The organism is Arenibacter lacus, assembly GCF_008711145.1.
GTDB classification, from domain to species: Bacteria; Bacteroidota; Bacteroidia; order Flavobacteriales; family Flavobacteriaceae; genus Arenibacter; species Arenibacter amylolyticus.
The window spans coordinates 1-17,602 of the sequence record NZ_VVIN01000015.1; the positions used below are offsets into that span (position 1 = coordinate 1).

Below are 17,602 nucleotides of genomic sequence, written 5' to 3' on the forward strand. Positions count from 1 at the left end.
GAGATATCGATCACCGTATCCACGCCAGCCTCATCCCTATAGGTAAAGGTACCATCCAAATTGGCCACCATAGTAGTCACGGTCTCTAGGTTTTTTACGATGGCGGTAAGATCTAACTGTGTGGTAATTCCATCCTCATCCGTATAGTCCAAGTTTACATTGTCTGCATTCAACGCCAAGGTGGTCAAAGTCTCCAAATCCGAGATATCGATCACCGTATCCACACCAGCCTCATCCCTATAGGTAAAAGTTCCGTTGGCATTGGCCACCATAGTGGTCACGGTCTCCAGGTTTTTTACGATGGCGGTAAGATCTAACTGTGTAGTAATTCCATCCTCATCTGTATAGTCAATATGGATATTATCTGCGTTAAGCGCTATACTGGTCAAAGTCTCCAAGTCTGAGATATCGATTACCGTATCCACGCCAGCCTCATCCCTATAGGTAAAGGTACCGTTGGCATTGGAAACAATCGTCGTCATAGTCTCCACAAACCGCAAACTGCTGAGATCTACACTAACATTCCCTCCATTTTCCAGTGTTAGAGAAAGTTGATCCGTTGTTGGATCGAAAGTGAAGTTTTGAAGTTGCTGACTATCGGTAGTTGTCAACTCCCAAGAGTTCCCATCCCAATAATAGATGGTTCCCGTAGTGGTATTCACATAGATATCGCCTGTACCGGCAGATGGTGATGTACTACCTGGTGTTGAAACAAGTGTTCCGCTTAACACCCTACAATCACATTGGTCTTCCAAACTAACGGTGGTTTGCGCAAAAGCAAAACTGGATATAAGGAAAATAAAAAGTAGAATCTTTTTGTTCATGGTGGTTGGATTACTAAATACTGTTGTTCTCATGTAGCACATAACTATTATCTCGTGATTTACCAGGAATAAAGAAATGACGCTACCATACAAATATTAATTAACTGAGTCCGTAGCTGAAATATTTGTTGTGTATTGGCTAAAACCTATAGTAAAGAGCAAAAAAAAAGGGGTTTAGCCCGTTTACAGCTTCTAAATGCTGAAATTCTAAAGACCTATAGACTCCTTAAACACCCTGTTTCATCGATGAAATACATCGCGCAGACAATAAAATTTGTGAAAAAATACGGGGAGGTCTAATTTCTTTTGTTCCTATCTGATAGATCAACTTAAGCAACCAATAAGAACTACCTGAGTAATGTGCCTGGTATGGAATAATAATAATAATAATAGCTCTCTCTTGATTTGGATTGGATTGTACCCTTAGGTTTAGTCATCACTAATTCTTTTTTACTCGATGGGTAATTCTTCGATTTGTTATCACGGTTCTCACCCTTATCGTAAGCACAGATGGATTAGAAACCTCATTATTGCACACATACGTGCTATTGGAAAGAATTACCCTATATTGATTTCCGTTATCTGTAACTTCTGGATTGGTAATTGTAAGTTGGTTGGTAGTGGTTCCACTGTGAATGCCGGTATCTGTAACATCTACCCAGGATACGCCATTGTATTGTTGCCATTGATAACTATCGGTATCTGTGCCGGTAACATTTATTGTGGTAGTACATCCTGGACAAACCATAACATCGGAAGGTTGAACAGTTATTACAGGAGCATAACCAACTTCCAAGAAATCATAAATACTATTGCTGTCCGCATCTTTGGGAGTTGTATAGCCATCTGTAACGTTCGAACCGATAACTAGTCCATTAGCATCTACCATTGTCGCTAAATCTCCTAATACACCGTCACCGTTATCATCGGTAAATCCGGCTTCAATAACATCGTTACAGCCATCGCCATCAATGTCCAAATCTAAGTGATTAGGAATTCCATCTCCATCTGGATCCAGGTTATCACAGACACCATGGATATTTAAAGTACAAAAGTCAGGATCTCTATAATTAGGGATCCCATCATTATCATGATCCGCACTGGGATCTATACCATTAGATTCTGTGGCATCTAAAATGCCGTCATTGTCATCATCCAAATCATCAATATCACGGATACCATCTCCATCAAAATCTGCAAACACATCAAGACTAACCGCTGCTGTATCACATAAACCAAAAGAATCGCACACCTGATAGGTAAAAGTATCTACTCCTATAAATCCAGGGTTTGGCACGTAGGTAAAGCTACCATCAGAGGTTAAATTAAGGGTCCCATTAGAAACATCACTTACAGGAATAGTCGATACGGTTAGGGTATCATTGCTATCGTCATCGGTATCATTTTCAATTAATCCACTTGTTGCCACGTTTAAACTGATATTTTCCGTAACATTATAACTATCAGCAAAGGCGCATGGTTTTGCACGAATACTAATAATATCTGTTGGGTTGGTTGCCGGTGTACACCCTAATAAAGGTGCTATCCCCAATTGATAGTCACCCATAGAATCTATAACAACCTCATCCATTCCTACTCCAGATATTTGTGAAAGCCCATTGGCTGGAAAAACCACCCCTGGCGTTAGGGAGTACCAAATATATTCCGAGGAAGTTGAAATAAACTCAGCCTGCAGCGTTAAGGTTTCGCCCGTAATACAGGAATCGAAATCTCCGGGATCTACTAAAGTGGTATTTACCTGAGTCCCTTCGGCAGAACCCAAAAACGCATAAGGTCCGGCAAAATCTTTAAGAGCGGAAGTGAATGATTCCGAAGTTCTAGATTTTGCCAACACTGCACTAAAAGGTGAATCACAGGCCGCACCATTTCCAAATAGCGCTCGTGGGTCAAATCCTAATTGGGTGAAATTTACCCCAACTTCCGCAAAAACTCCCCTACCATAATTATCAACGTAACCCTTAGTATCTGCGGTTCCCCAAGGCGGGCCATTTTCAGAAAGAAGGCTGTTGACACTACTTAACATAGCGCCAGGAGGAACGACAATTTGTGCGTATCCGTAGGTACTTCCTACGGTTTCTCCAGCTATGTTATTTCCCCAAGTAAAGGTAGAAGTACCTCCCGGTGAAGTTCCAGGTTTATGGACTGACTTATCTACCCAAAGCCTTACTTCTAAACCAGAAACCCCAGATCCCCCAAAAGAAAACCCAATAATCATATCGCCAATAGTGACTACATTTCCACTTTCGTCAAAAACCCACGCTGTATGTCCTTCTTGTGCCCCGGAATTGGTGAAGCCAGTACTAGTTGTCTTTAGTTCGGAAACAAACAACTCAAAATCTATAAAATGACTACCGGAAGATGATAAAGTCGATATCATCATGTTAACCCATAGGTCATCAGTGACATTGATTCCGTTTCTTCTCATATGTACTCCTGCATCTACGATATCTGATTTATCGGGTACCTGACCTGAACCTATTGGCCATGATGTATTGGGGTTATCCCCATTCTTACCTCCAGTAAATGTTGTAAGGTCTGGAGAAGATATATTTACGTAATCCCTCCCATATCGAGTACTATACCAGATGTACCCTCCATTTGTAGCGTAATTGGGGATGCTTTGTTGTAAATCGAAAGCTATATTTTGATTAGCCATCAGTTGTGCTTTATAGCCCATAGTGATAGCTGTAGCTTCATCTACAACTCCTGCGCCAGAACTTCCGTTATAAAACCAGTCGTCGGTAGAAAGTCCAGATAAAATATCTCCTGAATACACATCGGCTTCTATCCCAAAATTTGCACCTACTCCTATTTGGGCAAAAATTCGATTAACAGATAAAAACAAAGCCCATATAATCAGAAAAACAAATGAGATGTTACGTTTAAAGCAATGCATATAAAAGCATTATATAGGTTAATTACTATGATATAATGATTATTAAATACAAAGTTAGTCCACCTACGATCACAGCAAATTAAATGTTGTAAAAAGCTTGTTTTATGAAGTATAAACAACATATTTGTCATCTCTGCGACAACTAAGCCTTATTAAAAATCAGGGCAAGTCCTTACCTCTTAAATCGGATATATATAAGTTTGATAGCTACTCAGAAAAATTATAAGAGCAGCTGTTATTCTAGTACCCTATATGTAATTCTTCTATTGCTTACCACCGTTTCCACTTTTACCGTCAACAAAGCGGAGGCAGAAGTTGTAGGTGGACAGGCAGATCCGGACTTAGAGGCCAAAACGCGGTACTGATACCCGTTTTTAATAAGCTTAATAGACTTAACGGTTAAGGCAGTTGACTTCGTTCCGGCGTATTCCGTACCATCACTAATATTGTTAAAGACGGTTCCCCCATCGGTACTGACTTGCCATTGATAGGTATCTGCATTGGTGGGTGTTACCGTAAAAATAGCGTTGCCCCCAGTAAAAACAGTTTGATCCGGACCAATAATCGCAGTTGCTGGAGGATCCTCCGTAACCGTTATGGCTGTTCTTGCACTACTAGTGCAATTTCTAGAATCTCGTGCCTCCGCGTAATACGTACCAGGTCCGTTGGGAGAAAAGGTTGTAGTACCTGACTCAAGTAACGTCCCCCCACTGGCCGCATCATACCAATCCACCGTCTCTCCAGTACCTACCGTTGCTGATATACTAGGAATTGTATCTCCAACGCAATACGATTTGTTGCCATTACTTGTTGGCGAATCTACAAAGCAAAAGCAATTAGGAGCTGTTACAGGAAGGTATTCATTACAACCATTGGCGTCGGTTACCGTGACAACGATATCGGTCCCTGATGGCACCTCAGTGATTGTCCATACATTACCCGATGAATTGGTGACACTCCCCTCAGTACTCGTTACCGTTCCCGAACTAACAGTTACCTCTAACTGATAGGTGGTAGGAGAAAGAATCCTAAAGACGCAGTTTGGTGAATCACTGACACTAATGGTTGGTCTTGGCTGAATAGTAAGTGTAACCGGTGTTCTAAAAAGGCTCTTTATTTTGTCATCGTTATTATCCACACTTTCTCCATAATAGGTAACATTTCCTACGGTATTTAGGGTAGGTAACACTGGATCCCCACCACTAGAAGCCGTGTACCAAACCACATGGGCCCCAGATGGAGGGGTCGCAGTATCATTGGCATCCAAGGACTGTATGGGGTTTTCTGCACATTCGGTAATATCCCCGTTACTTGTGGGGGGAGGTAAGGCAGCTTCTATATCATCAAAAGAATATTCAAATTTACCGTTGCCCTTACACGATGAAAACTCTCTACTTCCCAAGTATATCCTTTGGGAACTGTTACAATTTTTATCTGTATTTATCTTACCGCCATTATTGTAAATTACCGCTTCAGAAGGAAGATATACATCTGCATTACCCTGCCATGCAAGTACACCATCATTTTGTATGGCTATTAGCATTATATTGACCGTCCAATCTTGGTTATTTGGAAATGACAAGGTATCGTTGCCGCCAGTTTGATCCCCAATGATAAGCTTGTCAATTGTATAAGCAGTAATATTTGTATTTAAACTAACCGTATTACTACTTCCAATAGTAACCGTGCCAACATTACTATTTTGGCCAGGATATGAGGTAGCGTTCATCCATATGGTTCCATTATATATCTGCCAAGTAGCAGCACTATTCCAGTTTCCGCTAGCTTTGGACCTATAATCCCCTGTAACCTGTGCCAAAATCGGCATGCTAATCACCAAAAAAAGCGCTAAGGGAGCGAAGCGTATAATTTTTTGGTTCATATAGTCTAAAATGGATGACATATAATTACAAATTATTGATGTGATCATAATTCTATGATTAAGAAAACACCAGTTTTCCCGTTAAGTATAAACGTGATAATGTTGACCGAACATAATAAATTTTAAAGCCGTCCAGAATATTATGTTGTGAATAGCTACATAAACAATGTGAAAGCTATAATCCCCTATATAAATCTATTAACCCCTACACTTCCCATTAAATTCAATCAACATGGAACGGAATCCCTTCACTTTTTCACAGGATGAATCCTAGTGGGATGGAGATGACAACCATAGTAACATCTTGCATGTGGTATATACAAATAAAAGCAACTACTCCTGTAACTGCTTTTATATATTAGGGTTTGGAAGAATTACTCCAAAATAAGAAACTCCGATCTACGGTTCATCTGGTGTTCTTCCTGGGAACATTTTACCCCATTCCCACACTTATTAACAAGCTTGGTCTCCCCAAAACCTTGCTGTAGCAACCTATCACCAGCAATTCCTTTTGCCTTCATATAGGCGGTGGTAGCTTCGGCCCGTTTGTGCGACAGCCAAAGATTGTAGCTGTCCCTTCCCTGACTGTCCGTATGGGAAGTAACCTTTAATTTTAAGCTGGGATATTTTTCCATGGCAGCAATAATCTTTTGTATTTCTACCTCAGCATCGGGCCGAATGCTATATTTATCGAAATCGAAATAGATAGTACCTAATTGTAACAGCTTGGCCAAATCGTCCCCAGAACTTCCCGTGACATAATCGGGTTCCAAATAGAAATCTATTTCACTAGGCTTAACTTCCGATACGGGGAGATACTCTTCGGCAGGTACATAACCATCCATTAGGGCCCTTATAAAGTTTCCTGTATTCCCATCAATCATCACCGTATAATACCCTTCAATGTTGGTAAGTACCGAAGTTACTTCCTCATTGGTCTCATCGATTACCTTTACCCTGGCACCCACTAATACTTCATTGGTTATTTTATCCCTAACGATCCCCGATATGGAAGTAAAGTAATCTAATTGCAAGGGTTTAGTCTCTGTAAAACTGTAAATATCATCACCCCCTACTCCCCCCTTCCTATTGGAAGCAAAATATCCCTGCTTGGTCTCCTCATCAATAATAAAGGTAAAATCGTCCACATTACTATTGATGGGTTCCCCCACATTTATCACTTTACCGAGCGACTGGCTATCGGCAATTTTTACTGCGAATACATCTAACCCGCCCAAGCCTGGATGCCCATCCGATGAGAAATACAATATGTTTTCACTACTTACAAAGGGAAAGCTTTCCCTAGCCTCCGTATTTATAGACTCCCCTAAGTTTATAGGGGGTCCGTAGCTGCCATCCCCATGGATGGCTACCTTAAAAATGTCTGATTGTCCATAAGTCCCGGGCATGTCTGACGCAAAGTACAAGGTTTTTTCATCCGGACTTAGGGTTGGATGGGCCACCGAATAGGAATCGCTGTTAAAGGGGAGTTCTTTAATAGCGGTCCACTCCCCTCCCTTTTTGATAGCTTTAAACAGTTTTAGGCGAATTATGCCCTTCTTATTCTTCACCGTCTTTTCATCCAAGTAATTGTTTCTTGTAAAATATAGGGTTTTTCCATCCTTGGATATGGCAGTAGTTGATTCGTGTAATCGGGTAGTTATTTCCTTTCCCAAGGGTAGTACCTTATCTTGGGAGGCACTATCTACATTCACCTTGTATAAATCTAAAAAATCCATGGCCGTCCATGTATGCCTATTCCTAGAAAAATTCCCGGTATCCCTATCTGAGGCAAAAAGCAACCCTTGTTTATAAAAGGTAGGCGCAAAATCTGAGTACTTGGAATTATGCTTAAACTTCCCTATTTGGTAACGGCCAGAATTCTTAGCAATCTCTTCAAAATAGTCGGCTTCGGTCTTATAAAGTCCTACCCGGACATCCGAGGCATTCATCTCGGAGAATTTTGCCATGATAGTTCTAGATTTATCTAATTCTCCCAACGACCGTAAGGTCTGCGCATACCTAAAATAAAAATCGGGAGCCATAGATTCTGGATAATCCTTTAACAATTGCTGGTATATTTCCGAAGCTTCGGAATAATCACCATTAAAATAGTAGGAGTTCCCCAGTTTCTTCAACAAATCAGCAGAAACGTAGCCTTTGTCTAACACCCGTTTATAGATATCAATAGCCAAACTAAACGAGTAATCCTTATAGTTTTTATTGGCCTTGTTTACCAGTTTATCTTGAGCCTGGGAAACCGGAACAAAGACCAAAACGATAAACGTAAGCAAGCATAATTTTTTAATCATATTTTCCTTTTTAGAAGAAACGTGGCGAAATCATTCTATTGAATTTCCTCACCAATTCGTACCTTAAAAAGACTTCAAAAGTACCATCGTTAAACTGGGTACCTCCCAATTCGGTAGTCTCACGATCGTAGGCCAGTCCTATCATTATTTGGTTGCTTAGTTGCACCCCCACCATGGCACTGAATGCGGCATCCCATCTATAGGCTGCCCCAAAGCTAAACACATCATTATACAGGAAACTCGCCGATGCATCCAATTGTAGGGGGGCCCCACCCACTACCTTGGTCAACAATGCAGGCTTAAATTTAAAACTATGGTTTAGGTCAAATACATAGCCGGTTATAAAGTAGAAATTCATTCTTTCGGTAGCTAAGAATTGTACCGAATTGGCATCTCTCTGGGAATTGTCAAAATGCTGTGTCTCTATTAAATTGGGAGCAGATATTCCCGCATAGAACTTATCCGTATGATAATATACCCCTACTCCAAAATTGGGAGAAAACTTATTATCGATATTTTCCCCTTCCACATTCTCTGAATCAAAATTGTTGAGTCCAGTAAAATCCAAATTCAATAAATTGCCCCCTGCCTTTAGTCCAAAAGACAGTTTGGCATCCATAGACACCTCTATAGTATAGGAAACAAGTGCATCAAACTGGGTTTCCTGTACTACCCCATCCCCAATATTATCGTTGATAATGGAAATACCATAACCTAATCTACTGTTCCTTATGGGGGAGTGTAGGTTAATAGTCTGTGTTTTGGGTGCCCCGTTAAGCCCTACCCATTGGGATCTATAGAGCGCGGCTATACTCAACTGCCCCCTAGATCCTGCATAGGCAGGATTTACACTCATAGTATTGTACATATATTGGGTATACTGGGCGTCTTGTTGCGCATGCAGCCCAACCATGAATAAAAACATGGTTAAAACAGTGACAAAGAGACTCTTTTTATAGTTCATCTTACAATAGGTATTTTATTGGCTCAAATAAAGGTAGCCACTGTCCGTTACATCCTCTTGGTCTGTCTGGTACTGAAAAATGTAATAATAGATCCCTGCGGGCAAATAATCTTGACCAGAAACGGTTGACCTCCCCCTAGATCTACCTTCAAAGACGTTGTTCTGATTATTGTAGTCCCTTCCCTCGTAGACAGATACTCCCCACCTGTTATATATTTGCAAGGAGTTATTCTTGGCATTTACTACTCCCCTTATAAAAAGGAAGTCGTTTTTACCATCCCCATTGGGAGTTACCAGCTGATTCACTTCTATTGGTTCAATAGAATCGTCCTTGGACACCAGTACGGTTACCGTTGCAGAATCGCAATTGGTGGTGTTGGAGACTTCACAAATTATATAATCAATGGAATAGCTTCCTTCCTTAGTCCCAGGCGTGAGCTCTATGCTCCCATCCTCATTAATAGAAAGAGCCTCCGTAGGCGTAGCGGTCAATATCACCTCCTTGGGAAGAACAGGGTCACCATTTAACGTATCATTGTCCAGTACATTGGCATCCGCGGGGATCCCGCCTAATGTTCCCCCGTTTATGATATCCTCTTGGGCATCCAATATATTCGCTTCTACTAGAATGCGCACCGTGGCCGTAGCACAAACAGTAGGATCTACCTTTCTATTACAAACCTCATAAACGATAGTCACCGTAGTATTGGATTCGGACACAAGGGGAGTGTAAGATAACATACCCGTAGCAGCATCCAACTGTATGCTACCCATTGCCGTGCCGTCTATGTGGGATAACTGGGTACTTCCCCTATTAATGGAGTCGTTATTGGGCAAAAAATCATCATTTGCCAAAATATTGATGGAGGTTTCGGTAAGTGCTGGCGTTAAGCCATCATCATCCCTTGCAGTAGCCACCAGGGGATTTGGATCTGAGCCATTGGGATTACCATCCCCATCGCAGTCCAATTCTTCCCATGCCTGGGAACGGATTTCTGTAACACTTTCCAGATTATAATCACAGGGATTTAAGGGGTCTGTACCCTCTATCACTTCTATCTCATTGGTAACCCCATCCCCGTCACAATCCAGAATCATCCATTCATCGGAAGGGGAAAGCGTTTGGTGCTCTAGAATAAAATCGCAGGAATCCGAAGGGTCTGTCCCGTCCTCTTCTTCTTGATCATTTGGCACCCCATCCCCATCATCATCCATACTTACACAAATCATTGGTATTAATGATAATCCAATACCACTTCTTTGCTTCGCTTCTGTAGTGTAAAAGGATATCTGGGTTACAGTTGATTCCGAATGCCAAAAGAATCTATTTTTCTTATCGATATCTGCTACGGTAGTATTCTCTATATAATAATTAGCTCCCTCATTGGCAGCTAATAATCCTAGTGGTACTATAGTGGTCTGATTATATACGTCCCCAGGCAATCCAATGATTCCATCACGTCCCAAAGCAGGAATATGTGGGGAATGCCCGGCAACAACCTTTACTGGGACCGTCCCTGAAAATTTAAACTCGGTTGGCTTAGAGTCATATACATGAAACGAATTTTTATTATGGGTGCTTGCTCCAGAAACACTAACCAGTACACTACCCGCTGGCAGGCCCCATTTTGCGCTTATATCCTGTTCTGTAGCCGATAAACTCCCTGCATTATGGTTTTCTGGAAAACCAAAATCTGAAGGTTGTATGGCTTTCAACTCCAATGGGGTGCATACCATACCATTTCCTTGCGGATTAGGATCTTGGAACTGTTGGCTGTTCGCACTCCGCAGAAGTATAGTCCCTTGGGCAATATCTTCAGGGCTCGACTTAAAGGACGTAGTTAGTCCAAATAAGAAAAACGCCACTAATGGCGTGAAGACTAAGAGTACTCTCTTCTTAAGTGTATTAAAAATAAAAATCACCATCTATGATAAGTTAATTAACCAATCACCATGGCTGCGTAGAATTTAATGTTGTAAGTATGGGGGCAACTACAATATTTAGGGCTAAGTTAAATTAAAATGCCCACCATCCAATAATATGGGTTTCCTAATAGGACAACAATCTAGGAACGACAATAATACTCGACAAACCACATTTTTCTATACCCACCACCCTAATAAATCTACCGTTTACCTTTGCTTAATCAGCGCAAAAATTGAAGAAGAAAGTCCAAGTCAGTTGAATGAACGATAGCCCTAAAAGCATATTTTGATATGGGAAGTAGCCGCTTTACCTTATTTGGTCGATTTTGCTCGATGAAGAAAGTTTAATGACCTATTTTTGCATAAACAAATTGCATAATGAGTTTTAAGAATCAAATTCAACGAAGAAGAACTTTTGGAATTATTGCACACCCCGATGCGGGGAAAACTACCTTAACAGAGAAACTACTTTTATTTGGTGGGGCAATTCAGGAAGCGGGAGCCGTTAAGAACAATAAAGTAAAGAAAAGTGCTACGAGTGATTTTATGGAGATTGAAAAGCAACGGGGGATTTCCGTAGCCACCTCCGTCTTGGCATTTATTTACAAGGATAAAAAGATTAATATCTTGGATACCCCAGGGCATAAGGATTTTGCCGAAGATACCTTTAGGACCCTCACCGCTGTAGATAGTGTTATTGTGGTGGTAGATGTGGCCAAAGGGGTGGAAGAGCAGACCGAAAAATTGGTAGAGGTCTGTAGGATGAGAAACATTCCAATGATCGTTTTCATCAATAAACTGGACCGAGAAGGGAAGGATGCCTTTGACCTTTTGGACGAGGTGGAACAAAAACTCCACCTAAACGTAACTCCCTTGAGTTTTCCTATTGGAATGGGGTACGATTTTAAGGGTATCTATAATATTTATGAAAAGAACATTAACCTGTTTAGTGGGGATAGTAAAAAGAATATTGAAGAAACCATCGCCTTTGACGATTTAGACAACCCAGCGTTGGAAAAAATTATTGGCGAGAAATCTGCCAACGACCTACGGGAAAATTTAGAACTGGCCCAAGGGGTGTATCCAGATTTTGATAAAGACCTATATCTAAAAGGAGAACAACAGCCTGTATTCTTTGGATCTGCTTTAAACAATTTTGGCGTACGCGAGCTATTGGATTGCTTTGTTGATATTGCCCCAAAGCCCCAACCTAAAATGGCGGAGGAGCGGATGGTAAAACCGGAGGAGGCCGAGTTGTCTGGTTTTGTCTTTAAAATTCACGCTAATATGGATCCGAAACACCGCGATCGTTTGGCCTTTATTAAGGTGGTTTCTGGTACGTTTGAACGGAACAAGCCCTATTTACACGTACGACATGGCAAAAAGCTAAAATTCTCCAGTCCCAATGCTTTTTTCGCTGAGAAAAAAGAAATTGTAGACATCTCTTATCCAGGTGATATAGTAGGTCTGCACGATACTGGAAACTTTAAGATTGGAGACACCCTAACCGAAGGGGAAATTTTAAATTATAAAGGAATCCCCAGTTTTTCACCAGAGCACTTTAGATATATTAACAATGCAGATCCCCTTAAGTCTAAACAATTGTACAAGGGAATTGATCAGCTAATGGATGAAGGTGTAGCCCAGCTATTCACCTTAGAGATTAACGGAAGGAGAGTAATTGGTACCGTAGGGGCCTTACAATTTGAGGTGATTCAATACCGTTTAGAGCACGAGTACGGGGCCAAATGTTCCTATGAGAACTTCCCGGTCTATAAAGCCTGTTGGGTAGAACCCAAGGATAGCAAAAGTGAGGAGTTTAAAGAATTTAAAAGGGTAAAAAGCAAGTTCCTGGCGAAGGACAAACGCAATCAATTGGTATTCCTGGCAGACTCCCAGTTTTCGCTACAGATGACCCAGCAGAAATACCCTAATGTAAAACTACACTTTACCTCGGAGTTTAATTGATGGCGCCCCTTGGTACGGAGAGCGCTTTACCAAGTAGGTAATCCTAATAAATAAAAAAGGCCCTTTGCAATGTGCAAAGGGCCTTTTTTATTATGCCTCTCCTGTAGGTCCAAAATTAATTGGAATGGGAGGTTGTTCGTAATCCTGAATAGTACCGTGGGCCTGCTCAAAACGATTTACGTTGTCGTTCAGCGCCTTTAAAAACTTTTTGGCGTGTTGGGGAGTAAGTATAATTCTACTTTTAACCTTGGCTTTTGGCGCACCAGGCATCATACTGATAAAATCTACCACAAATTCGGATACGGAATGGTTAATGATAGCCAGATTGGAATAGACTCCTTCAGCTGTCTTTTCATCCAATTCTATATTAATCTGATTTTGTTTTTGGTCTTTCTCGCTCATTATTTAACGATTTATAGGTTCTAATTCTTAGGGATAAATTAATTTAAATTAGGGGCAAAAAAAAACCTCGATGTTAATCCATCGAGGTTTTATTAGTTTAGAATTTCAGCTCCTCTTTTCGGGCCATGATTTCATCGTATTCCTCTTTAGAGCCTACAATGATATTGTCATAATCCCTCATTCCCGTTCCAGCTGGAATTCTGTGTCCAACTATCACGTTTTCCTTCAAGCCTTCCAATGCATCTACTTTTCCGCTTACTGCAGCTTCGTTCAATACTTTGGTAGTTTCCTGGAAAGAAGCCGCTGAGATAAACGACTTGGTCTGCAAGGATGCCCTAGTAATCCCCTGAAGGATCGGTGTGGCAGTAGCTGCTACCGCCTCCCTAGCAGAGACCAAATTCTTATCATTACGCTTCAACATGGAGTTTTCGTCCCTTAATTCCCTTGGGGAAATAATTTGACCTGGTTTTAAGTTTTCAGAATCACCAGCATCCTCAACTACCAACTTTCCGTAAATCTCATCGTTCTCTACGATAAAGTCTTCCTTGTGAACCAACTGATTTTCCAAGAAAATAGTATCTCCCGGATCTTGGATACGTACCTTACGCATCATCTGACGAACTACCACCTCAAAGTGCTTGTCATTAATCTTCACCCCTTGTAAACGGTAAACCTCTTGTACTTCGTTTACTAGGTACTGCTGTACTGCAGACGGCCCTTTAATCGCCAAGATATCTTCTGGAGTAATAGCCCCATCGGACAATGGCATTCCGGCACGTACGTAATCATTCTCCTGAACTAGGATCTGATTAGACAGTTTTACCAAGTATTTCTTAACCTCTCCTAATCTAGATTCTATAATGATTTCTCTATTCCCTCGTTTAATCTTTCCAAAGGAAACAACTCCATCAATTTCAGAAACTACCGCAGGGTTAGATGGGTTACGTGCTTCGAACAATTCGGTAACTCTTGGAAGACCTCCAGTAATATCCCCGGACTTGGCCGATTTACGTGGAATCTTAACCAAAATCTTACCTTCCTTGATCTTATCACCATCATCTACCATGATATGTGAACCAACTGGTAAGTTGTAAGAACGCAATACTTCGTTCTTATCGTTCTTGATCAATAAAGTAGGAATCAACTTTTTGTTTCTGGATTCAGAAATTACTTTCTCCTGGAATCCGGTCTGCTCATCAATTTCTACCTGGTAGGTAACTCCTTGCTCAATATTCTCATAAGCAATCTGGCCAGTAAATTCTGAAACGATTACCCCGTTATAAGGATCCCACGAACAGATCTTTTGACCTTTCTCAACTTTATCCCCATTCTTAATGAACAACTGAGATCCATAAGGAATATTGTTGGTACTAAGTGTAATCCCAGTTTTAGGATCTATTACCTTAACCTCGGAAGTCCTAGAAATTACAATTTCAGAATCTTCACCTTCCTCATTTTTATTGCTAACGGTTCTCAGCTCTTCTATTTCAGCAATACCAGCATATTTAGCTTCCAGTTTATTGTCCTCTGAAATGTTTCCTGCAATACCTCCAACGTGGAAGGTTCTCAGGGTTAACTGTGTACCTGGTTCCCCAATGGACTGTGCGGCAACAACACCAACGGCTTCTCCTCTTTGCACCATTTTATTGGTAGAAAGGTTTCTTCCATAACATTTACCACAAATTCCTTTTAGAGCCTCACAAGTTAACGGCGAACGTACTTCAACCATTTCGATCGGAGAAGCATTGATGCGTTTCACATCATCTTCCTTGATTTCCTGTCCTGCTTCTACTAGCAGTTCTTCGGTTAATGGATCGTATACATCGTGTAGAGAAACCCTACCTAGGATTCTGTCACCCAATGATTCTACAATCTCTTCGTTCTTTTTAAGTGCTTCTACCTGAATACCTCTTAGGGTCTCACAATCTTCTATATTGACAATCACATCCTGGGAAACGTCTACCAGACGACGAGTTAAGTAACCAGCATCTGCCGTTTTCAAGGCCGTATCCGCAAGTCCCTTACGCGCACCGTGAGTAGAAATAAAGTATTCCAAAATGGATAATCCTTCCTTAAAGTTGGATAGAATGGGGTTTTCAATAATTTCCCCACCTCCAGCGGTAGATTTCTTAGGCTTCGCCATCAATCCACGCATACCGGTTAACTGGCGAATCTGCTCCTTAGAACCCCTTGCCCCAGAATCCAACATCATATACACAGAGTTAAACCCTTGCATGTCTTCACGAATTCGCTTCATAGCCAATTCGGTCAACACCGTATTGGTAGATGTCCACACGTCAATTACCTGGTTATAACGTTCGTTATTGGTAATTAGACCCATGTTATAGTTTGCCATAATACCATCGACCTGTGCGTTGGCATCTGCAATCATCTCATCTTTTTCTTTAGGAATAATAATATCCCCTAAGCTAAAGGATAGTCCACCTCTAAAGGCGAAATCATATCCCATGGTCTTGATCTTATCCAAGAACTCTGCCGTTTCGGGAACACTAGTAACTCTTAAGATATTACCAATAATATCCCTTAACGATTTCTTATTCAATACTTCGTTGATATATCCTGCTTCTTCTGGTACTACCATATTAAACAAGACCCTACCTACGGTTGTTGGTATAATTTGATTTACCAACTCTCCTTCTTCATTAAAGTTCTTTGCACGCACTTTAATGCCTGCGTTAAGATCTAAACGTCCTTCGTTGTAAGCAATCACTACCTCTTCATAGGAGTAGAAAGTAAGTCCTTCTCCTTTAACCTCTTCCTCTGGAGTAGATTTCTTTTCCTTGGTCATATAGTACAGACCCAAAACCATATCCTGTGAAGGTACAGTAATAGGAGAACCATTTGCCGGGTTAAGAATGTTATGTGATGCCAACATCAATAGTTGGGCTTCCAAAATTGCTTCTGGACCCAACGGAAGGTGTACTGCCATCTGGTCACCATCAAAATCCGCGTTAAAAGCCGTACATACCAATGGGTGAAGACGGATTGCCTTACCTTCTATCAGTTTAGGCTGAAACGCTTGTATACCTAGACGGTGCAAGGTAGGAGCACGGTTCAATAGTACTGGATGTCCTTTTAAGACATTTTCCAGGATATCCCAAACTACCGGTTCTTTGCGGTCTATTATTTTCTTGGCAGACTTAACAGTTTTTACAATTCCCCTTTCAATCAATTTACGGATTACAAAAGGTTTGTAAAGTTCTGCGGCCATATCCTTAGGCAAACCACATTCGAACAACTTCATCTCTGGTCCTACAACAATAACCGAACGAGCAGAGTAATCCACACGTTTACCCAAAAGGTTTTGACGGAAACGTCCTTGCTTACCTTTTAAGGAATCGGAAAGTGATTTTAGAGGCCTGTTAGATTCAGTTTTTACTGCTGATGCCTTACGGGTGTTATCAAATAGGGAATCTACAGCTTCCTGAAGCATACGCTTCTCATTTCTAAGAATAACTTCTGGAGCTTTGATTTCTACCAATCTTTTAAGACGGTTATTTCTAATGATAACCCTTCTATACAGATCATTTAAATCCGAGGTAGCAAAACGACCACCATCCAAGGGTACCAATGGACGTAATTCTGGTGGAATAACCGGAATAACCTTCATGATCATCCACTCCGGATTATTCTCTCTATTCTCTTGAGACTCCCTTAGGGCCTCTACTACCTGAAGTCTTTTTAATGCCTCGGTCTTACGCTGCTTGGAAGTTTCTGTATTGGCCTTATGTCTAAGTTCGTAGGATAGTTCTTTTAAGTCTATCCTAGACAATAGGTCAATTAGACACTCCGCTCCCATTTTAGCAATAAACTTGTTGGGATCGGAATCTTCCAGGTATTGATTTTCCTGAGGAATGGATTCCATTACATTTAAGTACTCCTCCTCACTCAGGAAGTCCATCTTCTTAATTTCTTCCCCTTCTGGACCTTTAGCGATTCCAGGCTGTATTACTACGTAACGTTCGTAGTAAATAATCATATCCAATTTCTTGGAAGGCAATCCTAATAGGTATCCAATTTTATTTGGAAGGGAACGGAAGTACCATATATGGGCAACGGGTACTACTAAATTAATGTGTCCTACCCTATCCCTACGGACTTTTTTCTCTGTTACCTCTACGCCACAACGATCACAAACGATGCCGCGGTAGCGAATTCTCTTGTACTTGCCACAAGCACACTCGTAATCCTTTACAGGACCAAAGATACGCTCACAGAAAAGACCGTCACGCTCTGGTTTGTGCGTTCTATAGTTAATAGTTTCAGGTTTTAAAACCTCACCTCGGGACTCTGCCAAAATAGCTTCTGGAGAGGCCAACCCGATTGAAATTTTATTGAACCTTTTAACGGTATTATTATCTTTTAGTCTAGCCATAACTATATTCT

General features: G+C 41.1%; 8 protein-coding genes and 1 pseudogene. 1 reads left to right on the forward strand and 8 read right to left on the reverse strand.

Annotated elements, in window-relative coordinates:
• The 6 genes and pseudogenes from F1E73_RS06660 to F1E73_RS06685 all read right to left on the reverse strand — a co-directional run.
• Positions 1 to 857, reverse strand: a pseudogene (locus tag F1E73_RS06660) (hypothetical protein); the annotation flags it as partial.
• Positions 858 to 1,263: 406 nt separating this feature from the next.
• Positions 1,264 to 3,741 (reverse strand): Ig-like domain-containing protein, encoded by a 2,478-nt coding sequence (locus F1E73_RS06665; RefSeq protein WP_150451483.1) that lies wholly within the window; start codon positions 3,739 to 3,741, stop codon positions 1,264 to 1,266.
• Positions 3,742 to 3,976: 235 nt separating this feature from the next.
• Positions 3,977 to 5,644: an immunoglobulin domain-containing protein gene (locus tag F1E73_RS06670; RefSeq protein ID WP_150451484.1), complete on the reverse strand. Its 1,668-nt coding sequence runs from the start codon at positions 5,642 to 5,644 to the stop codon at positions 3,977 to 3,979.
• 353 nt (positions 5,645 to 5,997) lie between these two features.
• Positions 5,998 to 7,935, reverse strand: a complete 1,938-nt coding sequence (locus F1E73_RS06675) for an OmpA family protein (RefSeq protein ID WP_150451485.1) — start codon at positions 7,933 to 7,935, stop codon at positions 5,998 to 6,000.
• A 10-nt stretch (positions 7,936 to 7,945) separates the two neighbouring features.
• Positions 7,946 to 8,899 (reverse strand): PorP/SprF family type IX secretion system membrane protein, encoded by a 954-nt coding sequence (locus tag F1E73_RS06680; protein WP_150451486.1) that lies wholly within the window; start codon positions 8,897 to 8,899, stop codon positions 7,946 to 7,948.
• A 15-nt stretch (positions 8,900 to 8,914) separates the two neighbouring features.
• A complete protein-coding gene (locus F1E73_RS06685) occupies positions 8,915 to 10,825 on the reverse strand; it encodes a gliding motility-associated C-terminal domain-containing protein (RefSeq protein ID WP_086477067.1) in 1,911 nt (636 codons plus the stop codon).
• A gap of 378 nt (positions 10,826 to 11,203) precedes the next feature.
• On the opposite strand from F1E73_RS06685, the gene F1E73_RS06690 reads away from it, so the two are divergent.
• Complete coding sequence (locus F1E73_RS06690) at positions 11,204 to 12,793, forward strand: peptide chain release factor 3 (protein ID WP_086477068.1); 1,590 nt, start codon at positions 11,204 to 11,206, stop codon at positions 12,791 to 12,793.
• Positions 12,794 to 12,883: 90 nt separating this feature from the next.
• Here F1E73_RS06690 and F1E73_RS06695 read toward each other — a convergent pair whose 3' ends face one another.
• Both F1E73_RS06695 and rpoC read right to left on the reverse strand, forming a co-directional pair.
• On the reverse strand, positions 12,884 to 13,195 hold the full coding sequence (locus tag F1E73_RS06695) for a DUF3467 domain-containing protein (protein WP_086477069.1): 312 nt from the start codon (positions 13,193 to 13,195) through the stop codon (positions 12,884 to 12,886).
• 97 nt (positions 13,196 to 13,292) lie between these two features.
• Positions 13,293 to 17,591 carry a DNA-directed RNA polymerase subunit beta' gene (gene rpoC / locus F1E73_RS06700; RefSeq protein ID WP_086477070.1) on the reverse strand — a complete coding sequence of 1,433 codons (4,299 nt, stop codon included), beginning with the start codon at positions 17,589 to 17,591 and terminating at the stop codon, positions 13,293 to 13,295.
• Positions 17,592 to 17,602 lie beyond the last annotated feature (11 nt).